The sequence below is a fragment of the Kiloniellales bacterium genome (assembly GCA_030064845.1).
Lineage (GTDB): Bacteria > Pseudomonadota > Alphaproteobacteria > Kiloniellales > JAKSDN01 > JASJEC01.
Window position 1 is genome coordinate 1 of the sequence record JASJEC010000048.1, and the last position, 20,120, is coordinate 20,120.

A 20,120-nucleotide genomic window follows, 5' to 3' on the forward strand; every position below is an offset into this window, starting at 1 on the left:
TGCGCCGGGGCCAGGAGCGGGAGGCGCCGTGGGGTGGGGCCCCACAAGGCCTTCCGCGACGCCGCCCCGGCGCAAATGCGCCCCGTCCCGAAGGGATCCGGCGCAATCGGCCCGCTGCCGCGTTGCTTGTCGTCGAATATGCTCGGCATGTCCTTCCTCCTCGCGCCTAACAGCAGGCCGATTTCACTCGGACCAGGAGCGCGCCGTGAGTGCCAACAGGCCCTAGTAGCGGAAGTGGCGGTCGCGCTTCAGCTTGGATTGGCCACCACGGCGCAGTACTGCCCCGCGGCCTCGAGCCGGCGGCAAAGCGCGCGCGCCTCGGACTTGCGGGCCACAGGGCCGGCCAGCACCCGCTGAAAGGTGCCCCTGGTGCCCAGGTCGGCGGGCTGCAGGATCAGCCTGAGGTCGTCCAGCACCGGCCCGTGCTTGGATTTGAGGGTGGTCCACGCCCTGTTGGCGGCGGCCACAGACTTAAGCGACGCGAGGTGGAGGGCGAAGCGGCCGGTCCCGCCCGGCGCGGCGGCCCGCGCCGGATCCCCTCCGGCCTTCACCGGCTTCGCGGCAGCTTTCGGCTTCGCGGTTGCCTTGGTGGCAGGTGCTTTGGCGACTGGCTGACCCAGGGCGGCCAGGGACTCGCGGGTGTGGCGGAGTGCCCGGTGCTCCGGCGGCAGGTTCCGCTCGCGTATCGCCAGGACGCGTTTCAGCAGCGACACCGCCGCCTCCCCGTCGCCGCGGGCGTGCAGGATCCCCGCCTGTAGGTGCAGCGTCGTGGCGAGATGAAGCTGGTTCTTCGGCGGCGCCTTCTCCCAGACCGCCCGGGCCTGGCGCAGCAGGGGCTCGGCCTCGCGGTAGCGCCGCTGGGCGTTGAGCGCCGTCGCCAGGTGGTTCAGCGTGACGCCCCGCCGCTCGTCTGTCGCAGCGAACAGCGAGGTCTCGCGCAGAGCGGCGCGGAACAGCTTCTCGGCCTCGGGAAAGTCCTCCTCGGCCAGGGCGCTTTCGCCGGCCACCAGGAACGCCAGCCAGCGCGTCTCGTCGGGCGTCCCGCTCGGCTCCGCGTGGGCTGCCGTGGGGGCAGTCGCGAGCAGAAGGGCGAGCAGGAAGGCAGAGGCACGGGTCATGGCAATCCGGCAAAGGGCGTTCCGTCGGCCTCGGCGGGCGGCGGCGTGGCCGGGCTCGACCGGCCCGCACGATGACCCGAAGAATTGACTAAGCTGTTAATACAAGGAGGTCTCAGCAGGCGCCTGCAGCTGTCGCCGTTTTATCTTCTCCCGGCAACTGGACAAGGCGGCGGCCCGGGACCATGTGATGGGCCATGACGGAGAAGGATTTCGGCCGAGAGGACTCGACCATCAGCGGGCGGGTCAAGCGCTACGCCCGGGTCGGCACCTCGGTCGGCGGGCTCGCCGCGCAGCTGGCAGGCGCGCGCTACCTGGGCCGCTCGATCGATCGCGACCAGCACTCGGCGGAGCTCAAGCAGGCGCTCGGCAACCTGAAGGGGCCGCTGATGAAGGCGGCCCAGATCCTCGCCACGATCCCCGACGCCCTGCCGCGCGAGTACGCTGACGAGTTGCGCCAGCTCCAGTCGAACGCGCCCTCCATGGGCTGGCCCTTCGTCAAGCGCCGGATGCGCGCCGAGCTTGGCCCCGACTGGCAGAAGCGCTTCGCCGAGTTTGAGCATACCGCAGCGGCGGCAGCGTCGCTCGGCCAGGTGCACCGCGCAACCGACCACGACGGACGGCAGCTGGCCTGCAAGCTCCAGTATCCCGACATGCTCTCGGCCGTGGAGGCCGATCTGCAGCAGCTCAAGGTCGTGTTCTCGATCTACCGCCGCTACGACAAGGCCATCGACCCCGGCAACATCTACGCCGAGCTGGCCGAGCGGCTGCGCGAGGAGCTGGACTACGAGCGCGAGGCGCGGCAGATGCGGCTCTACCGCTCGATTCTCGCCAACGAGGAGGGGGTCGAGGTGCCCGAGCCCTCGGATGCGCACTCGACCGAGCGGCTCCTGACCATGAACTGGCTCGACGGCGTGCCGCTGATGGCGTTCATCGAGGGCTGCGACGACGTCGAGCAGCGCAACCAGGTCGCGCTCAACATGTTCCGGGCGTGGTACGTGCCGTTCTACGGCTATGGCATCATTCACGGCGACCCGCACCTGGGCAACTACACCATCCAGGACGGGGCCGCCAACGGGGGCGAGAACCGGGGCAAGGTCAACCTGCTCGACTTCGGCTGCATCCGGGTCTTCCAGCCGCGTTTCGTTACCGGCGTGATCGACCTCTACCGGGCGCTCGACACCGGCGACCGCGACCTCGCGGTCCACGCCTACGAGACCTGGGGATTCACCGACCTGTCCCACGAACTGCTCGAGGCGCTCAACATCTGGGCCGAGTTCCTCTACGCGCCGCTGCTCGAGGACAAGACCCAGCGCATCATGCAGAGCGACAACGCCGTCTACGGCGCCCAGGTCGCCGGCAAGGTGCAGAAGGAGCTGCGCCGCCTGGGCGGGGTCAAGCCGCCGCGGGAGTTCGTGCTGATGGACCGGGCGGCGATCGGCCTCGGCTCGGTCTTCATGCACCTCAAGGCCGAGGTCAATTGGCACCGCCTGTTCCACGACCTGATCGAGGACTTCGACGAGGCGGCCCTGGCCGAGCGGCAGCAGGCCGCGCTCGACCTCGCCGGCGTGCCGGCTGCCGCCTGACCGGCCCGCAAAAGCCCCGAGAGCCCCTAACCGACGCCGAACGAAGCGGCACCGGCAACCAGCGGCGCATAAACGTCTCTCTTGCAGGGCGACTGAAATTCATCGGCCAACATCGGCCGCTGGCGCCAATTCGCCCCTTTGATGGCGCTTTATTGTGCAGCGCACAAATTTATGTTGCACTGCACAATTCTTCCGTTACAATGAGCATGTTGGCCAGCCTCCCGGCAAGACGGGATCGTGCGCGGCCAAGACTGGAGATCAGCCATGAAAATCAAAGGAAAAGTCGCCGTCATCACCGGCGCGGCGAGCGGTATCGGCCGCGCGGTTTGCGAGGAGCTCGCGAGCCGTGGCGTCGGTCATGTTGCCATGGTCGACCTCGACGACAGCGTGGTCGAAGCAGCGGAGCTAATCAATCGCGAGGCCGGCCGCGAGATCGCCAAGGCCTATCGGGGCAACACCACGGATTCGGATTTCCGCCACGGCGTGTTCGACGAGGTTTGCACCAGCCACGGCCAGGTCCACTTCTGTGTCCCGGCGGCGGGCATCGTTCGCGACGCCCTGGCGGTCAAGATCGATAAAACCACGGGGCGGGCGAACATCTACCCCGAGGAGTCGTTCCGTTTGGTCACCGAGGTGAACTACATCGCGCCGGTTTACTGGGCCATGGAGATGATCGGCCGGGTCGTCGAAAACCGGTTCAAGCGCGGCCTCGGCAAATGGGGCCCCGCCGAAGCGATGGAAGGAGCGATCATCTTCATCGGCTCCGTGGCCTCGCAAGGCAACAAGGGCCAAATCTCCTACGCCTCCGCCAAAGCCGCGCTCGAAGGCGCGGCGGCGACCCTGATGAAGGAAGCCATCTTCCACGGCGTGCGCTGCTCGATCATCCATCCGGGTTTCACCGATACGCCGATCCTGCGGGGCATGGGCGAAGAGTACCTGGCCAAGTATGTGCTCCCCGACACACAGCTTGGGCGGTTGATCAAGCCAGAGGAGATCGCCGACGCGATCTGTTTCATGATCACAAACCAAGCGGTCAGCGGCGAGCTCTGGGCAGATGCCGGCTGGCATCCGACCGCGGCCTGAAAACGGGGACCGGCAGGAAGCCGCGCCGCGCCCTCCGAGACGCGGCGCGGCACCTGCCGTTCAAGTGCCTCAAGTGGATCTAATCGGGCCCCTTCCCCGTAGGAACCCTTAATGCTCTTGGCAAAAGGGGGCTAAGACGCCATTTTTGGGCGTCCTCGTCCGGGGGCATGGGGGTTCAGGGAAGAGCGGGAACATTTCCAGCATGAAGATTGCCATTCCGAAGGAGCGGCGGCTCCAGGAAGCGCGCGTCGCCGCTTCGCCCGAGACGGTGAAGAAGATGGTGGCGCTTAACTGCAGCGTCGTCGTCGAAAAGGGGGCGGGCGAAGCCTCGTCGATCCCCGATACCGCCTACGCCGAGGCCGGAGCCAAGATCGAGAAGGACGCGGCGGCCACCCTCAAGGACGCCAAGGTCGTACTCAAGGTCCAGGCGCCCGACGAGAAGGAACTGGCGGCGCTCGCCAAGGGCGCCCTTCTGGTCGCCATCATGGATCCCTATCGCGCAACCAAGGACCTGGACGCCCTGGCTAAGGCCGGCGTCACCGGCTTCGCCATGGACCTCATGCCGCGCATCACCCGCGCGCAGTCGATGGACGTCCTGTCGAGCCAGTCGAACCTCTCGGGTTACAAGGCGGTGCTCGACGCGGCCGCAGAGTTCGGCAGCGCCTTCCCGATGATGATGACCGCGGCCGGCACGGTCCCGCCGGCGCGTGTCTTGGTCATGGGCGCGGGCGTCGCCGGGCTGCAGGCGATCGCGACGGCCCGGCGCCTGGGCGCCATCGTCTCGGCGACCGACGTGCGGCCGGCCGCCAAGGAGCAGGTCGAGAGCCTCGGCGCCAGCTTCGTCGCGGTCGAGGACGAGGAGTTCAAGGCGGCCGAGACGGCGGGCGGCTATGCCAAGGAGATGAGCGCGGAGTACAAGGAAAAGCAGGCCGCCCTGATCGCCGAGACGATCAAGAAGCAGGACATCGTGATCACCACCGCGCTGATTCCCGGGCGCCCCGCGCCCAAGCTGATCAGCGGCTACATGGTCGCCTCGATGAAGCCGGGCTCGGTGATCGTGGACCTGGCGGTCGAGACCGGCGGCAACTGCGAGCTGGCGCAGGCCGGCAAGGTGGTGATCGAGCACGGGGTCAAGATCGTCGGCCACCTCAACGTGCCGAGCCGCCTGGCCGCGGACGCCAGCCAGCTCTATGCCCGCAACCTCTTCAACTTCCTCCAGCTGATCGTCGACAAGGATAGCGGCGAGCTGAAGCTGGACTGGGAGGACGAGATCATCAAGGGCACCTGCGTCACCCGCGACGGCGCAATCGTCCACGAGGGCCTGGCCGAGCTGTCGAAGGGCAAGGCGAAGACCGCCGCGAAACCCGCGCCGGCCGCGAAGGTCGAGACGGAAGCCGCCGGCGCCGAAGCGCCGGCTGCCGAGGCGGCGCCGAAGCCGGCGGCCGCCAAGCCTGCGGCGCGGCGCAAGGCCGCGGCCAAGCCGAAAGCGGCGGCCAAGGCCGCACCCAAGACCCAAAGCAAGACGAAGGAAGCGGCGGCCGACGACAAGGGCGCGGCCGGACCCGCGGACAAAGGAGACGGCGCCTGATGGAACCCGAGCAATTCTCAGAACAGGCGAGAGGAGTCGCCCAGAGCGCGCGCGACCTCGCGTCCCAGGTCGAGACGCTGGCAGGCCAGGCCCAGCAGCTGGCGCAGCAGTCGGCCGGCCAGGAGAGCGTATCCCTCCTCGTGGTCGGGCTGACCGTCTTCGTGCTCGCGGTCTTCGTCGGCTACCACGTGGTCTGGCGGGTCACCCCAGCACTGCACTCGCCCCTGATGGCGGTGACCAACGCGATCTCCTCGGTGATCATCGTCGGCGCCCTGATCGCCGCCGGACCCGCCGATTTCGGCTTCAGCGAGGTCATGGGCTTCCTCGCGGTCGTGCTGGCCTCGGTCAACATCTTCGGCGGCTTCATCGTCACCCAGCGCATGCTGGCCATGTTCAAGAAGAAAGCACGGTGAGGGCCGCGCCATGACCCCGGATACAGCCGCTCTCGCCTATCTCGTCGCCTCGGTCTGCTTCGTGCTCGCCCTGCGCGGCCTGAGCCATCCCGAAACCAGCCGCGCCGGCAACCTCTACGGCATGGTCGGCATGGCCATCGCCGTGGTCACGACCCTGCTGCTGCCCGGCGTTGTCAGCTACGGCCTGATCATCGCGGGCGTCCTGATCGGCGGCACCATCGGCACGGTGATCGCGCTCAAGATCCAGATGACCGCCCTGCCGCAGCTGGTCGCCGCCTTCCACAGCCTGGTCGGCCTGGCCGCCGTGCTGGTCGCGGCAGCCGCCTTCTACAAGCCGGAGGCCTACGGAATCGGCGTGGCGGGCAACATCAAGGTCGCCTCCCTGATCGAGATGTCGATCGGCGTCGCGATCGGCGCCATCACCTTCACCGGCTCTGTGGTCGCCTTCGCCAAGCTCCAGGGCCTGGTCAGCGGCAAGCCCCTGGTCTTCCCGCTGCAGCATCCGCTGAACGCGCTGATCGGGATCGCGATCGTGCTCCTGGTGGCCTGGTTCTGCGTCGACCAGCTCCCGATCACCTTCTGGCTGATCGTCCTGCTGTCGCTCGCGATCGGCTTCCTGCTGATCCTGCCGATCGGCGGGGCCGACATGCCGGTCGTGGTATCCATGCTGAACTCCTACTCGGGCTGGGCCGCCTGCGGCATCGGCTTCACCCTGGAGAACAGCCTGCTGATCATCACCGGCGCGCTGGTCGGCTCGTCGGGCGCAATCCTCAGCTACATCATGTGCAAGGGCATGAACCGCTCGATCTTCAACGTGATCCTGGGCGGCTTCGGCGGCGAGGTCGCGGGCCCGGCGGGCGGCGACATGGGCGACAAGACGGTCAAGTCCGGCTCGGCCGACGACGCCGCCTTCCTGATGAGGAACGCGGGCAAGGTGATCATCGTGCCGGGCTACGGCATGGCGGTGGCCCAGGCCCAGCACGCCCTGCGCGAGATGGCCGACCTGCTGGAGAACGAGGGCGTCGACGTGCGCTACGCGATCCATCCGGTGGCCGGGCGCATGCCGGGACACATGAACGTGCTCCTGGCCGAGGCCAACGTGCCCTACGACAAGGTCTTCGAGATGGAGGAGATCAACCGCGACTTCGCCTCGACCGACGTGGCCTTCATCATCGGCGCGAACGACATCACCAACCCGGCGGCCAAGACCGACCCGACCTCGCCGATCTACGGCATGCCGATCCTCGAGGTCGACAAATCCCAGACCGTGCTCTTCATCAAGCGCTCGCTCTCGTCAGGCTACGCGGGCGTCGACAACGAGCTGTTCTATCGGGACAACACGATGATGCTCTTCGCCGACGCCAAGCAGATGTGCGAGGACATCGTCAAGGCCTTCGGCCACTAGAGCAGATCGGGGTTGGATTGAATCGCCAGTGGCGGTCATCAAACCCGGTTAATCGGCTCTAACAGGTTGATATCGAGCGGGTCATATCCGGGCGGAAGCGCGAGCGGCTTCCGCCCAAGCCTTTGAACGCGATCTTCATTTTGAGCTTATAGCAGACGGCCTGGACCGCCTCCGGCGGGCAGCCCGTCGCGTCCCGATCGCGTTGCCCCTCGCGCAAACGCGGATCGGCGAGGCCCCTTGCGTGACCTCGCCTCACACAGTCTGAGTAAGTCTAGGATCCAGGTGGCGCAGGGCGCCGGGGCTGCTAGTAGCCCTCGCGGTCCATCCGCTTGCGCAGCAGCTTGCGATAGCGCCGCACGGCCTCCGCGCGCTCGCGCTTGCGGCGCTGCGACGGCTTCTCGAAGTGGCGGCGGAGTTTCATCTCGCGGAAGATGCCCTCGCGCTGCATCTTTTTCTTCAGCGCGCGCAGGGCCTGGTCGACATTGTTGTCCCTGACGTGAACTTGCACTTGGCTCGCTTCTCCTTTCTGGGGCCGGAGCCAGAGGCTTGGATCCGGACAAAAAAACTCGCCGTCACGGCTATTGCCGCGGCGAGTGAAGGGTGTCGTAGCACAGTCGACGGCCCCTGTGAAGTCCCGTTCCGGCGGCTCCTGCCTGATCGGGGTTAACGCCTCCCGCGGTCTCCCGCCCGCCGGTCCGCCGCTTTACCGCGCGGGGCCGCTTTCCCATATGCAGTCTCATGGCCATTCTCAAGATCGCCCGCATGGGGCATCCGGTTCTGGCGCGGCGGGCGGAGCCCGTCGAGGATCCGACCGCGCCCGAGGTCCGCCGCCTGGTCCAGGACATGCTGGAGACCATGACCGATGCCGAGGGCACCGGCCTGGCGGCGCCCCAGGTCCACGTATCCCGCCGGGTCGTGATCTTCTCGGTCGATGCCGGGCGCGACGCCCGGGAAGGCGGCGAGGGCAGCGGGGTGCCGCTCACCGTGCTGATCAATCCGGAGATCGAGCCGCTCGGCGAGGCGATGTCGCTCGGCTGGGAAGCCTGCCTCTCGGTCCCCGGCCTCGCCGGCGAGGTGCCACGGTTCGAGGCGATCCGCTATCGCGCCCAGGGCCTGGACGGCCAAGCCTTCGAGCGCGAAGCTCGGGGGTTCCACGCCCGCGTCGTCCAGCACGAATGCGATCACCTGGACGGCCTGCTCTACCCGCAACGCATGACCGACCTCTCGCGCCTTGTCTTCAGTTCGGAACTGAAGCACCTTGCGCCGCGCGAGCCCGCAAAGGAGGAATAGATGGACCAGGACAGCCTGCGCGAGAGCCTGCTCGAGGCAAGCCTCAAGCACGTCCCCTTCGACGGATGGAGCCGCGCGGCGATCCTGTCCGGCGCGGAGGACCTGGGGATCGACGCCGCGCTGGCGCTCAACGCCTACGGCGACGGTGCCGACCTCGTCGAGGCCTTCAGCCTGCGGGCCGATCATCGGATGCTGGCGGCCCTGGAGAGCCTCGACCTGGACGCCATGAAGGTCCGAGAAAAGGTCGCCGCCGGCGTCCGCGCTCGCCTCGAGGCGGTCGCCGAGGACCGGGACGCGGTGCGCAAGGGCCTCGCGTTTCTCGCCCTGCCGAGGAACGCCGGACTCGGCCTCAAGGTCCTCTACCGGACGGTCGACGCGATCTGGTACGCCGCCGGCGACCGCGCCACGGATTACAATTTCTACACCAAGCGCCTGCTGCTCTCGGGCGTCTACTCCTCGACCCTGCTGTTCTGGCTGAACGACACCTCAGAGGGCTCGGCGGAAAGCTGGGCCTTCCTGGACCGGCGAATCGGCGAGGTTCTGAAGATCGCCGGCGGGCTGGGCCGCACGGTCAAGGGCGCCCTCGACCTGCCGGACCGCTGTCTGCGCCGCTTCGCCGCGGCGGCGCCCGGGCGTCGCTAGCAACGGCAGGCCGCCGCCGCTCAGCCCTTGGGCGACAGCCGGGTGACGTGCCCCATCTTGCGACCCGGCCGCGACTCCGCCTTGCCGTAGAGATGCAGCCGCGCGCCGGGCTCGGCCAGCAGCTCGGGCCAGCGGCCGACCTCGTCGCCGATCAGATTCTTCATCACGGCGGGACCGAGCGGCTCGACCTCGCCTAGCGGCAGGCCTGTGACGGCGCGCACGAACTGCTCGAACTGGGAGGTGCTGCAGGCGTCGAGCGTCCAGTGGCCCGAGTTGTGCGGCCGGGGCGCCAGCTCGTTGACCAGCACCTCGTCCTCGCTTGTGACGAACATCTCGACCGCGAGCAGGCCGAGCAGGTCGATCTCCTGCGCCAGATGCCGGGCGACGGCCTCGGCGCGGTGGGCGATCGCGTCGTCGACCCGGGCCGGCACTATGGTCTGGTCCAGGATGTGGTTCTTGTGGTGGTTCTCGACCGCCGGAAAGGCCCGGCAGGTTCCGTCGAGGCCGCGGGCCACGATGACCGAGATCTCCAGGCGGAAGTCGACGAAGGCTTCCAAAATCGCCGGACCGTCGCCGTGGCTGGCCATTGCCTGCCAGGCCTCCTCAAGGTCGCTGTCCGGCCGGACCGAGACCTGGCCCTTGCCGTCATAGCCCATCTCCGCCGTTTTGAGGACCGCGGGACCGGCGATCCGCTTGACGGCGGCGGCCAGGTCCTGCGGCCCGGACAGCGCCACGTAGTCCGCGGTCGGAACGTTGACCGAGCGGCAGAAGTCCTTTTCCCGGACCCGGTTCTGGCAGATCCGCAGGACCTCGGCGCCCGGCCGCAGGGGGACGAGGGGCGCCAGGGTCTGGGCGGCCTGGAACGGCACGTTCTCGAATTCGAAGGTCACCAGGTCGACCTGTGCCGCGAAGGCGGCGAGCGCTGCCTCGTCGTCATAGGCGGCGGTGGTCGAGAGCGACGTCACCTGCGCCGCCGGGCAGTCGGCTTCGGGACAGTAGATATGGCAGCGGTAGCCGAGCTGCGCAGCCGCAAGCGCGGTCATCCGGCCGAGCTGGCCGCCGCCCAGAATTCCGATGGTCGAGCCAGGCTCGAAACGATGCTCTGAGGCCATGGGGCTTTCCGCTCAGGTGTCGCGCGGGGTTTCGGGCACGGCCTCGGACTGCTTCCGGCGCCACGCGTCGAGCGCCACGGCCACCGCGTCGTCCTGAAGCGCCACGACCGCGGCCGCCAGCAGCGCCGCATTGACCGCGCCCGCCCGGCCGATCGCCAGCGTGCCGACCGGAACGCCGGCAGGCATCTGTACGATCGAGAGAAGGCTGTCGAGCCCGCTGAGCGCCTGGGACTCCACGGGGATCCCGAAGACCGGCAGCGGCGTCAGGGCGGCCACCATGCCCGGCAGATGCGCCGCGCCGCCGGCCCCGGCGATTATGGCCTGCAGTCCACGATCCCGCGCCGCGTCGGCGTAGTCCACCATGCGGCGCGGCGTCCGGTGGGCCGAGACGATCCGCACCTCGTGGGCCACGCCGAGTTGCTCGAGCGTTTCCGCCGCATGCCGCAGGGTCGCCCAGTCGGACTGGCTCCCCATGATGATGCCGACTCTTGGTTCCGCCATGATCGTTCCGCTGTCTTGCCCCCGAAGGGCGCGCATTATCGTGTCTCGGTTGTGCCGGTGCAAGACGGCGCGCGCGCCAGTCCGTTCGTAGACCAACGAACGGTGCACGTTTCGTTAACCACGTGACCGTAGCGTAGGCTTGGCGCCGCGCTGGTCGGGCGCGGCCACCCTTGCGAACCGCATCGGGACCGACGGCCCATGTCACGTCCGGTTACCAGGCTATCTGCTTCGCCGACCGCGAGCGACCGGCGCCTGGCCGCCTTCGCCGCCGCGGAGCGGCGGACAAAGGCGCTCGACACGCCGACCGCCCGTCCCGCCCTCGGAGACCGGGAGGACGCCGCCAGCCTGATGGGAATCCCCGCTGAGGAGCTGAGCCCGCCGATCCGCGAAGCGGTCCTGCGCATGGTGAAGCAGATCAGCGGGCTGCACGAAGAGCTGGACCGGGCCCGCGACCGCATCAGCCAGCTGACCGAGCTGGCCGACCGGGACAGCCTGACCCCGCTGCTGAACCGCCGGGCCTTCCAGCGTGAGCTGGAACGGACGCTCTCCTTCGCCCGGCGCTACGGCGCGCCGAGCAGCCTGGTCTATTTCGACGTCAACGGGATGAAGCGGATCAACGACCGCTTCGGCCATCAGGCCGGCGACGCGGCCCTGGTCCACCTGTCGCGGATCATGCTGGGCCAGGTGCGCAAGAGCGACGTCGTCGGACGCCTCGGCGGCGACGAGTTCGGCGTCATTCTCGCCCATACCGACCGCGCCAAGGCGGAGCGCAAGGCGCGGGACCTGGCTCGCCTGATGTCCTCCACCCCGCTCAGCTTCGACGGGCGGCCGCTCACGCTGCGCATCGCCCACGGCGTGCACCACTTCGGGCCCGACGACGACGCAGCGGACGTCCTCAAGGCCGCCGATCACGCCATGTACGCCGACAAGAACGGCAGCTTCCCGGCCGGCTGACCGCATCCGGACCCGCCGGGTCAGGCGATGATGTCCGGAAGCAGCTCGCTCTCCAGCACCGCGATCTGGTCCTTCAGCATGAGCTTGCGCTTCTTGAGGCGCTGCACCTGGAGCTGGTCGTAGCTGCCGCCCGAGGTGATCTGGTCGATCACGTCATCCAGGTCGCGGTGTTCGCTCTGCAGAGTGGCGAGCTTGTCTCTGATCGTTTCGATGTCGCTATCCCGCATTGCTGACACTTGTGCACTGTAACGGACGCGCGACGTTTCGCCGGCCTGCCCAACGCCACGCCGATTATATAGTGGCTGCCTGGCGCTGAATAGCGGGCTGGCGGGCCGGCGCGGGCGTGCCGTACCGACGGCGGCGGCCGGATCGCCGGAAATATTGACGGACACTAGTCAAAAAGTTCTACGCCAGCGTGCGCAGGATCTGTCATAATTCGGCAGTCGCGCCCAGACTTGCGCGGCTGGTCGAGGAATCTCCAGGAATCCGGGGCGGGGAAGAGGCGTGGTGGAATTGGCGATTCAAGTATTGGTGGTAGCGACGCTGGCGGGCGGCGCGGGTTTTCTCGCCGGCTGGCGGCTGCGCGCGGGCGCGGCGAAGCGTCAGCAGCAGGCCTTCGAGGAAGAGCTGGCGGTCTGGCGCGAGACCTACGACGACATCAGGCAGGAGACCGAAAGCGCACGCGAGCGAGCGACCGCCCTGGCGCGCAAGCTGCGCGCCAACCGCGGCGAAAAGATGAGGCGCATTGTCGAGCTCGAGACCGAGCTCGCCGCGGCCAAGCAGTCCAAGGCCGACGTGCTGGCCGCCCTCCTGACCGACGTGAAGGGCGCCAAGAAGCGCTACGAAGCCCGCATCGCCGACCTCGAGGCGGCCCTGGCGAAGTCCCGGCACGACCAGGCGGAAGCGCCACGGCCCGGTCAGGTCCGGCCCGATGGGGACGCAGCGGTCTTCCCGGCCGCGGAGGCGCAGGCCGCATCGGAGCGGCCGCAGGCCTTGAACGCGCCGCTCGGTGCCGCCGACGACCTGAAGCAGATCCGTGGCGTCGGCCCGAAGCTCGAGCAGACGCTGAACGATCTCGGCATCTTCCACTACCGCCAGATCGCCGGGCTCTCCGAAAAGAACGTCACCTGGATCGACAGTTACCTCAGGTTCAAGGGCCGCATCGAGCGGGAAGACTGGATCGGGCAGGCCAAGAGGCTGTCCCGCCGGCCCGCGGGGCAGCCGGCCCTGAAGGAACCGCCGGCGGAAGAGCGGCGGGCCGAGAACGGACAGCACACCTGAGACGCTGTCGCCGGCCTTCGCGCGCTGCTATATCGGGGCATGTCGGCGCCCCTGGAGAACCCCTTCTGGCAGTTTTCGCTGCAGGTCTACGCAGCGTGCGGTGTCGCCGAGGCCTGCCTGGCCCTGCAGGATCGCCACGGTATCGACGTCAACCTGCTGCTCTTCGCCTGCTGGGCCGGCGCTTGCGGCCGAAGCCTCGATAGTTCGAGCTTCCGGCGTCTGGCCGCCGCCTCGGACTCCTGGCAAGCGGACGTCGTCGCCCCGCTGCGGCGCGCGCGGCGGGCGTTAAAACCCTATCCGGGCGCCCAGGAAGGCGGGCTGCGGCAGAGCCTCCAGGAGCTGGAGCTGCGGGCCGAACGCCTGGAGCAGGACCGGCTTCACGCCGCCCTGTCCCTGACCAGGGCCGATCCGGGCGGAGCCGAGGGAGACCCGGCTTCACCGGCGCTGATGGCGGCCAACCTGCTCGGCTATCTCAAGAGCCGCGCGGTCCGGCCGGATGCCGGCGACCGCGCGCGGCTCGCGGCGCTGATCGCCGGCTGCACGCCGGAGGTGACGCCGCAGGCGGCCGAAGCACTGCTCTAAACCTCTGATGTAGGGTGGGGAAGCCGCTCCGGCCTCAGACCTTAGGGTTTCTCGCTCCCGGCCACCGGCCGAAGCCGGCCCGGACGGGTCTTCTCGGCGTCGCTCCAGCGTCTGACGCGTCCGCTCTCGAGGTCGAAGAGGTCGAGCACCCGGCCGATGGTCTGGTCGACCATCTCGTCCAGGTTGCGCGGCCGGGCATAGAACGCGGGCACCGGCGGCGCGACGATGGCGCCCATCTCGGAAAGCTGCAGAAGGTTGCGCAGATGGCCGCTATGCAGCGGCGTCTCCCGCACCATGAGCACCAGGCGCCGCCGCTCCTTCAGGATCACGTCGGCGGCCCGCGTGAGCAGTGTCGTGGTGACGCCCGAGGCGATCTCCGCCATGGAGCGTACCGAACACGGCGCGATCACCATGCCCAGGGTCCTGAACGAGCCGCTCGAGATCGCCGCCCCCATGTCGGCGGGCGCGTAGCTGACGTCGGCCAGAGCCTTGAGCGCGGCCAGCTTCAGGTCGGTCTCGTAGGCGAGCGTCAGCTCGGCGGACTTGCTGACCACGAGGTGCGTCTCGACCGGCAAGGCTTTCAGGGTCTCGAGCATGCGCACGCCGTAGATCACGCCGCTGGCGCCGCTAATGCCGACGATGATCCTCCCCTCAGGCGACATGGTCAGCATTCATGACAGTTTTGAGACGCATGCGTTGGCAAAGCCCGGCCCCTTGGTTTACGATTTGTCCATTGTGCCTTACTATCGTGACATTCCCAGCGTATTGGAGGTAGCCCATGACGGTAGCCGAGCATGTTGACGCTCTGCGCGCCAAACACGCCGCCCTCAAACAAGCCGTAGACACGGAAAATCAACGACCGCACCCAGACGAGTTCAGGCTGAGCGAACTTAAACGCGAAAAACTGCGAATCAAAGACGAAATAGCCAAGCTGGAGTGTGACGACTAAAGCGATTACCTGCGGGCGCTGACGCCCTTCAGGTCAATCACTTGAAAGCGGGCCGACGGAGACGAGGCGCGCATATGGGAAGTTTTGTTCCCTGCTCTTTCTCTCGACCTCCCAAGACGTGACCCACCATTCCCGACTGACGTGAGCGGCGGCGATGACGACAATCGACCAGGATTTCGCGAGGAAGCTCGTCGCCACCTACATCGGAGAGGGCCGCCGCAACAACGACGGCTTCACGCCGGTCATCCTCGAGCGGGAAACCATCGAGCGGGACTTCGGCTGGGTCTTCTTCTATCAGTCCCAGGAATTTCTCGACAGCGGCGACGAGCGCGATCAGATGACCGATAACGCGCCGGTCATCGTCGACCGCCGCGACGGCTCCACCCACCCGACCGGCGTCGCCGAGCCGATCGAGACCTACATCGAGGCCTACGAAAAGTCGCGCGCCGGCTGACGCCGCGCTCTCGCCCGCGTCCCGCGGGTCCCGTCTAGGGCCTGTTGACATTCACGGCGCGCTCCTGGCGGGAGCGCATTTGCGCCGGGGCTAGAGCGGATCATGTTTAGATGGAACCACTTCGTGGTCTCCAACTAAACATGTGAATCCGCTCTATATCCAAGGTTTAGAGCAGATTCACCGGGTTTGATGGATCGCCTCCGGCGATTCAGTCAAACCCGGATCTGCTCTAGGAGCGGGAGGCGCCGTGGGGTGGGGCCCCACAAGACCTTCCGCGACGCCGCCCCGGCGCAAATGCGCCCCGTCCCGAAGGGATCCGGCGCAATCGGCCCGCTGCCGCGTTACTCCCAGAGACTGAGACTGGGGTCGAATATGCTCGGCATGTGCTTCCTCCTCGCGCCTAACAGCAGGCCGATTTCACTCGGACCAGGAGCGCGACGTGAGTGTCAACAGGCCCTAGAACAGCGACCGCTGCCGTTTCGCAGTCCGGCCGACGCAGAGCACCTGCGCGACGGTCAGCTTGCCGCGCAGGTCGGCGCCGACGCGCTCGAAGTCGCGCCCGTCGATCGACCCCGGCGCCGAGGACCGAGGCGGCAAATCGGCGCGTGACAGGCCGGCGTACTCGAGCATCTCGACCAGTGTGGCCGGCGCCGCCGAGATCACCCGGCCGCGCCGCTCGGAGGCGGCCACGGTGACGCCGATGACTTCTCCGCGCTCGTCGAGCACCGCACCGCCGCTCAGGCCGCCGAGGCCGCCCTCACCCTCGGGGCGCCGGGCCCGCTCGGCCCAGGAGATGGCCGGCGCGACGAAGCGGTGCATGCCCGTGGCGCGCAGCTGCATCCGCCCCAGGAGGCGGCCGTGCACCGCGCCCGGCTCGCCTCCCGGAAAGCCGAAATGGAAACCGTCCTGATGGAGCCGCAGGCTTTCGGACGAGAGCGCCAGGGGCGGCACGCCGGTCTCGGTCCAGAGCAGACTGACGTCGGCCTGCGGATGGGACTGCACCTTGGTCACTCTGATGGCCCGCGTGCCCCGCAGCAGCGCGATCTGGCGGCAATCGTCGACGACATGCTGGGCGGTCAACCAGTGGCCCCGGCCGTCGATCGCGAAGGCCGAGCCGGTACAGGCGTCGGCACAGGGCGCCATCTCGACCTCCGCCGTCGGGTCGAAAACCGACGGCCGGGGCAGCGCCCGCCCCGGCCTTCGCCCGGCCGTCGACGCCTCGCGGGGCGTCTCGACCTGGGGTCGGCGCAACCCGCTGTCCACGGTGGACTCCAGATAGCGCGCCCCGGCGAAGAGAAAGGCCGCCCAGATCAGTATCGAGATCAGGCGCAGGCCGCCCAGTCTCCGCTTCGCCATGGCCGCGGCCCGGCCTGACCTAGCCCGAGACGGCGGCGGCGTTCACCGCGGCCACGCCCAGCTTGATCGAGACCAGCACCAGGGCGGGGCCGATCTCGTCCTTCTCTATGCGCTCGGGCAGGTCGCGGAGCAGCAGGTCGGTCGCCTTGTAGGCGATCAGTTGCAGCACCAGGGTCACCGTGCCCCAGACCAGAATGTCGAGGACGCTGACGCTGGCCGCCATGCAGAAGGCCAGCGGCACGGCGATGCCGACGATCGCGCCGGACAGCGAGATCGCGGCGGCGAGGTTGCCGCTGCGGATCAGCGTGAACTCGTGGTACGGCGTGATCGCCACGTAGATCGCCACGCCGACGATGACGATCGCCGTCGTCGCCGCCAGGTGCAGGATCAGGACCGGAAAGCCGCTCATCAGGCTCTGGATGACCGCTTCCATGGCCGACGGGCCTCCGTTGGTGTTCAAACGTCGGCCATCGGCATACTGCGCGATGCAGGCGGCAACAAGGCCAAACTGGCCAGGCCGGGTACGTGACCCGTCAGACCGCCTCGGCCCGTTCGCGCAGCACGAATTTCTGGATCTTGCCGGTCGAGGTCTTGGGGATCGGGCCGAAGACGACGTAGCGCGGGCACTTGTAGCGCGCCAGGTTCTCGCGGCAGAAGGCGATCAGCTCTTCCGCCGTCGCCTCGGCGCCCGGCTTCAGCTCGACGAAGGCGCAGGGCGTCTCGCCCCACTTCTCGTCGGGCTTGGCGACGACGGCGACGGCGCCGACCGCCGGGTGCTTGTAGAAGGTGTCCTCGACCTCGATCGAGGAGATGTTCTCGCCGCCGGAGATGATGATGTCTTTGGAGCGGTCCTTGAGCTGGATGTAGCCGTCGGGGTGCCAGACGCCCAGGTCGCCGGTGTGGAACCAGCCGCCGGAGAAGGCCTCGGCCGTCGCCCCCGCGTTCTTCAGGTAGCCCTTCATGACGATGTTGCCCCGGGTGAAGACCTCGCCCAGGGTCTCGCCGTCCATCGGCACCGGTTCCAGGGTTTCGGCGTCGGCCACCATCAGCCCCTCCTGCACCGGATAGGCGACGCCCTGGCGCGCCTTCAGCGCGGCCTGCTCATCCATCGGCAAGGCGTCCCACTCCGGGTGCCAGGCGCAGACCACGGCGGGCCCGTAGATCTCCGTCAGGCCGTAGACGTGGGTGACCTCGATGCCCTGGGCCGCCATGGCCGCCAGCGTGGCAGCCGGCGGCGGCGCGGCCGCGGTCATCATGCGCACCTGCTGGGGGAAGTCGCGGCGCTCGTCGTCGGCCGCATTGAGGATCATCTGCATCACGATGGGCGCGCCGCAGAGGTGGGTGACCCCCTCGTCCGCGAAGGCGCGGTAGATGGCGCCAGCCTCGACCCGGCGCAGGCATACGTGGGTGCCGGCGAGCGCCGTGACGGTCCAGGGGAAGCACCAGCCGTTGCAGTGGAACATCGGCAGGGTCCAGAGGTAGCGCGGGTGCGACCCCATTTCCCAGGTCACGATGTTACCCATGGCATTCAGGTAGGCGCCCCTGTGGGAGTAGACCACGCCCTTGGGGTTGCCGGTGGTGCCCGAGGTGTAGTTCAGCGTGATCGCCTGCCACTCGTCGGCCGGCAGCGCCCAGGCGAAGTCCGGATCGCCGCCAGCGAGAAAGGCCTGGTAGTCGGTCCCGCCGAGGCGCTTGCCGCCGGGGCCCTGGGGATCCTCGACCTCGATCACCGGGATCTCCCGGCCGAGCTCGGCCAGCGCGGGCTCGATGATCGGCGCAAACTCCGTGTCGGTGATCAGCGCCTTGGCCTCACCGTGCTGCAGGATGAAGGCGATGGCGGCCGCGTCGAGGCGGGTGTTGAGCGCGTTCAGCACCGCGCCCAGCATGGGGACACCGTGGTGCGCTTCGAACAGCGGCGGCGTGTTGGGCAGCATGGCGGCCACGGTGTCGCCCTTGCCGATGCCGAGCTTGGCCAGGGCCGAGGCGAGGCGGCGGCAGCGCGCATAGGCCTCGGCCCAGGAGTAGCGCTCCGAGCCGTGGGCCACCGCAAGGTGATCGGGGAAGACCGCCGCGGCACGGGGCAGGAAGCTCAAGGGGGAGAGCGCCGTATAGTTGGCCGCGTTCCGATCCAACCCGGTCTCGAAGGGGTTCTGGCCGCCCATCCGTGTCACTCCCGAAGTTTTGGCGGGAGTCTACAGGGCGGTCTGCGGGCCCCACAACATCCTTTCGCCGGGCTTGCCGGGTCGGTTCGATCCTTGCCCGCCACGCCCGCCGCCCGATGCTTCCTTGCTTTCTGGTGGCGCCGCCGGCTTTCCCGTTGAATCCGATTCGCAGTGCGGGCTAGGTTCCCGCTCCCCGGCGACGGGGACTTCGCAGAAGGACGAAACGCGCAATGCAAGATAGTTCGTTAGGCAATTGGGCCTATACCCGCAGAACCGGGGCCTGACACGGCGTTTTCGTCGCTGTCCTGCCTCGGCCCAGAAGCTGAAGAGGCAAGACAGCATGAAGAGACCAACACAGACATAGACATCGCAACCGCCGGCACCCTAACGGCGGAGAGCATGATTCGTTTGGGATGTTAGAGGGTTCGCCTCTGCGGCCCGGGTTCTGGATGCCCGGCCGGCGCGCCCGGCCCCGTAATGGGCCCCGCGTGTGTCGAGGACGGACTTTGGCAACCCGCCAGGCCGACGTAGCTCAGGGGCAGAGCGCCGGACATGGATCCGGAGGTCGTGGGTTCGATTCCCATCGTTGGCCCAGATGTAGCTCACTCGGTAGAGCACTAGACTGAGACTCTAGAGGTAGAGGGTTCGACTCCCTCCATCGATCTGCCTGTTAAGCAGAACTCGACCAAGAAAAAGGGTGCCGGAAGGGGTCCAGGCCCCCGGTTTCCCGCGGCGGCTTCGGCCAAGGCGGGGGAGCGGCGGCCAGGCGAGAGGTTGCTTCGCGCCTCGCCGACCCGCGGCCGAGCCTCGGGCGCGACGGCGCCGGGCAAGCCGGCCCGGTCCCTGGCCTCTCCGGAGGCCATACCGCAAGGCTCCCCCGGCGCCCGAGCACCCCGGGCGCGGCAACGGCCGGCGGGGCCCGCCTCCGATCGTCGGATCCCTTCCGCGCAGCCGAACCGGGATTTCGAAACAGGAACTTTCATTAGGGACTTTCGGTTCCCCCGAGGTGAAAAGAAGCAAGGAAAGGAGAAACAGGATGTTGATGCGGACCGAAAGGATTGCCGATACGGAGCTCGGCCTGCTCTACCGCGACCGGCTGTTCCGCCGGGTGCTGGAGCCGGGCGTGCACAAGGTCGCCCGTGTGCCGGGCAAGCGCGCGGTCGTGCGCCTCGACATGACCCAGGCACCGGTCCGGACCGCGGCCCTGGCCGACCTCTACCTGACCCACCGGGACCTGGTGGAGTCTTACTTCGCCGTGGCCGACATGGCCGACGGCGAGGTCGGGCTGGTCTTCGCCGACGGCAAGCTGATCGACCTGGTTGCGCCGGGCGCGCGGGCCTTCTACCCGAAGCGCCTGCGGGCCATCGAGGTGCGGACGGTCCGGGCGGCCGAGGACTACGAGCTGCCGGCCGAGCTGGTCGCGCCCGTGGCGCGGATCGACTCGAACCGTCTGGTCGCGGTCGCCGAGGTGCCCAACCGGCAGGTCGGGCTGCTCTTCGTCGACGGCGTCCTGACCCGCGAGCTCGAGCCGGGCCGCTACGCCTTCCTGCGGGCGGTGCGGCGCGTCGATCTGGTCAACCTGGACCTGCGGCTCCAGAACCTGGAGGTGACGGGCCAGGAGGTCCTGACCAAGGACCGGATCGGGCT

At 68.2% G+C, this 20,120-nt stretch carries 22 protein-coding genes and 1 tRNA gene; 14 read left to right on the forward strand and 9 right to left on the reverse strand.

Annotated features, from left to right (window positions below; genetic code table 11):
* Positions 1 to 248: 248 nt before the first annotated feature.
* Entirely contained in the window at positions 249 to 1,118 is an 870-nt protein-coding gene (locus QNJ67_15565; protein ID MDJ0610394.1) for a tetratricopeptide repeat protein, read from the reverse strand.
* A 194-nt stretch (positions 1,119 to 1,312) separates the two neighbouring features.
* Between QNJ67_15565 and QNJ67_15570 the strand changes: the two genes are divergently transcribed.
* The 5 genes from QNJ67_15570 to QNJ67_15590 all read left to right on the forward strand — a co-directional run bounded on the left by QNJ67_15570 (position 1,313) and on the right by QNJ67_15590 (position 7,190).
* The gene (locus QNJ67_15570; protein MDJ0610395.1) at positions 1,313 to 2,701 is read left to right on the forward strand and encodes an AarF/ABC1/UbiB kinase family protein; all 1,389 of its coding nucleotides are present in this window, start codon (positions 1,313 to 1,315) and stop codon (positions 2,699 to 2,701) included.
* Between the two features lie 264 nt (positions 2,702 to 2,965).
* On the forward strand, positions 2,966 to 3,784 hold the full coding sequence (locus QNJ67_15575; GenBank protein ID MDJ0610396.1) for an SDR family oxidoreductase: 819 nt from the start codon (positions 2,966 to 2,968) through the stop codon (positions 3,782 to 3,784).
* Between the two features lie 202 nt (positions 3,785 to 3,986).
* Entirely contained in the window at positions 3,987 to 5,372 is a 1,386-nt protein-coding gene (locus QNJ67_15580) for a Re/Si-specific NAD(P)(+) transhydrogenase subunit alpha (protein ID MDJ0610397.1), read from the forward strand.
* Positions 5,372 to 5,785, forward strand: a complete 414-nt coding sequence (locus tag QNJ67_15585) for an NAD(P) transhydrogenase subunit alpha (GenBank protein ID MDJ0610398.1) — start codon at positions 5,372 to 5,374, stop codon at positions 5,783 to 5,785. Before QNJ67_15580 ends, QNJ67_15585 begins: the two co-directional genes overlap by 1 nt.
* Positions 5,786 to 5,795: 10 nt before the next feature.
* Positions 5,796 to 7,190, forward strand: coding sequence for an NAD(P)(+) transhydrogenase (Re/Si-specific) subunit beta (locus tag QNJ67_15590; protein ID MDJ0610399.1), 1,395 nt, complete (start codon positions 5,796 to 5,798; stop codon positions 7,188 to 7,190).
* A gap of 304 nt (positions 7,191 to 7,494) precedes the next feature.
* Here QNJ67_15590 and rpsU read toward each other — a convergent pair whose 3' ends face one another.
* Positions 7,495 to 7,698 carry a 30S ribosomal protein S21 gene (gene rpsU / locus QNJ67_15595; protein MDJ0610400.1) on the reverse strand — a complete coding sequence of 68 codons (204 nt, stop codon included), beginning with the start codon at positions 7,696 to 7,698 and terminating at the stop codon, positions 7,495 to 7,497.
* Positions 7,699 to 7,928: 230 nt separating this feature from the next.
* On the opposite strand from rpsU, the gene def reads away from it, so the two are divergent.
* Positions 7,929 to 8,480: a peptide deformylase gene (gene def, locus QNJ67_15600; GenBank protein MDJ0610401.1), complete on the forward strand. Its 552-nt coding sequence runs from the start codon at positions 7,929 to 7,931 to the stop codon at positions 8,478 to 8,480.
* The gene (locus QNJ67_15605) at positions 8,481 to 9,122 is read left to right on the forward strand and encodes a COQ9 family protein (GenBank protein MDJ0610402.1); all 642 of its coding nucleotides are present in this window, start codon (positions 8,481 to 8,483) and stop codon (positions 9,120 to 9,122) included. It begins immediately after the preceding gene.
* A gap of 20 nt (positions 9,123 to 9,142) precedes the next feature.
* On the opposite strand, the gene QNJ67_15610 is transcribed toward QNJ67_15605, so the two are convergent.
* Positions 9,143 to 10,234 (reverse strand): 5-(carboxyamino)imidazole ribonucleotide synthase, encoded by a 1,092-nt coding sequence (locus tag QNJ67_15610; protein MDJ0610403.1) that lies wholly within the window; start codon positions 10,232 to 10,234, stop codon positions 9,143 to 9,145.
* 12 nt (positions 10,235 to 10,246) lie between these two features.
* Entirely contained in the window at positions 10,247 to 10,735 is a 489-nt protein-coding gene (gene purE, locus QNJ67_15615; GenBank protein MDJ0610404.1) for a 5-(carboxyamino)imidazole ribonucleotide mutase, read from the reverse strand.
* Positions 10,736 to 10,933: 198 nt separating this feature from the next.
* Here purE and QNJ67_15620 point away from each other — a divergent pair, with 198 nt between their 5' ends.
* Positions 10,934 to 11,689, forward strand: a complete 756-nt coding sequence (locus QNJ67_15620; protein ID MDJ0610405.1) for a GGDEF domain-containing protein — start codon at positions 10,934 to 10,936, stop codon at positions 11,687 to 11,689.
* Between the two features lie 20 nt (positions 11,690 to 11,709).
* On the opposite strand, the gene QNJ67_15625 is transcribed toward QNJ67_15620, so the two are convergent.
* Positions 11,710 to 11,916, reverse strand: a complete 207-nt coding sequence (locus tag QNJ67_15625) for a YdcH family protein (protein ID MDJ0610406.1) — start codon at positions 11,914 to 11,916, stop codon at positions 11,710 to 11,712.
* A 280-nt stretch (positions 11,917 to 12,196) separates the two neighbouring features.
* Between QNJ67_15625 and QNJ67_15630 the strand changes: the two genes are divergently transcribed.
* Together QNJ67_15630 and QNJ67_15635 are read left to right on the forward strand one after the other, a co-directional pair.
* Positions 12,197 to 12,970, forward strand: coding sequence for a hypothetical protein (locus QNJ67_15630; protein ID MDJ0610407.1), 774 nt, complete (start codon positions 12,197 to 12,199; stop codon positions 12,968 to 12,970).
* 39 nt (positions 12,971 to 13,009) lie between these two features.
* Positions 13,010 to 13,552 (forward strand): TIGR02444 family protein, encoded by a 543-nt coding sequence (locus tag QNJ67_15635; protein ID MDJ0610408.1) that lies wholly within the window; start codon positions 13,010 to 13,012, stop codon positions 13,550 to 13,552.
* A gap of 41 nt (positions 13,553 to 13,593) precedes the next feature.
* On the opposite strand, the gene QNJ67_15640 is transcribed toward QNJ67_15635, so the two are convergent.
* On the reverse strand, positions 13,594 to 14,214 hold the full coding sequence (locus tag QNJ67_15640) for a UbiX family flavin prenyltransferase (GenBank protein MDJ0610409.1): 621 nt from the start codon (positions 14,212 to 14,214) through the stop codon (positions 13,594 to 13,596).
* Positions 14,215 to 14,330: 116 nt separating this feature from the next.
* Here QNJ67_15640 and QNJ67_15645 point away from each other — a divergent pair, with 116 nt between their 5' ends.
* Positions 14,331 to 14,501 (forward strand): YdcH family protein, encoded by a 171-nt coding sequence (locus QNJ67_15645; GenBank protein MDJ0610410.1) that lies wholly within the window; start codon positions 14,331 to 14,333, stop codon positions 14,499 to 14,501.
* Between the two features lie 154 nt (positions 14,502 to 14,655).
* Positions 14,656 to 14,955 carry a YrhB domain-containing protein gene (locus QNJ67_15650; GenBank protein MDJ0610411.1) on the forward strand — a complete coding sequence of 100 codons (300 nt, stop codon included), beginning with the start codon at positions 14,656 to 14,658 and terminating at the stop codon, positions 14,953 to 14,955.
* 456 nt (positions 14,956 to 15,411) lie between these two features.
* Here QNJ67_15650 and QNJ67_15655 read toward each other — a convergent pair whose 3' ends face one another.
* The 3 genes from QNJ67_15655 to QNJ67_15665 all read right to left on the reverse strand — a co-directional run bounded on the left by QNJ67_15655 (position 15,412) and on the right by QNJ67_15665 (position 18,473).
* Complete coding sequence (locus tag QNJ67_15655; GenBank protein ID MDJ0610412.1) at positions 15,412 to 16,311, reverse strand: serine protease; 900 nt, start codon at positions 16,309 to 16,311, stop codon at positions 15,412 to 15,414.
* A gap of 19 nt (positions 16,312 to 16,330) precedes the next feature.
* Positions 16,331 to 16,744 carry a DUF350 domain-containing protein gene (locus tag QNJ67_15660; GenBank protein ID MDJ0610413.1) on the reverse strand — a complete coding sequence of 138 codons (414 nt, stop codon included), beginning with the start codon at positions 16,742 to 16,744 and terminating at the stop codon, positions 16,331 to 16,333.
* A gap of 100 nt (positions 16,745 to 16,844) precedes the next feature.
* Positions 16,845 to 18,473 carry an acyl-CoA synthetase gene (locus tag QNJ67_15665; GenBank protein MDJ0610414.1) on the reverse strand — a complete coding sequence of 543 codons (1,629 nt, stop codon included), beginning with the start codon at positions 18,471 to 18,473 and terminating at the stop codon, positions 16,845 to 16,847.
* A gap of 521 nt (positions 18,474 to 18,994) precedes the next feature.
* On the opposite strand from QNJ67_15665, the gene QNJ67_15670 reads away from it, so the two are divergent.
* Positions 18,995 to 19,065, forward strand: a tRNA-OTHER gene (locus QNJ67_15670).
* 444 nt (positions 19,066 to 19,509) lie between these two features.
* Positions 19,510 to 20,120 (forward strand): hypothetical protein (locus QNJ67_15675; protein MDJ0610415.1); only part of this gene is annotated, 611 nt, incomplete at its 3' end.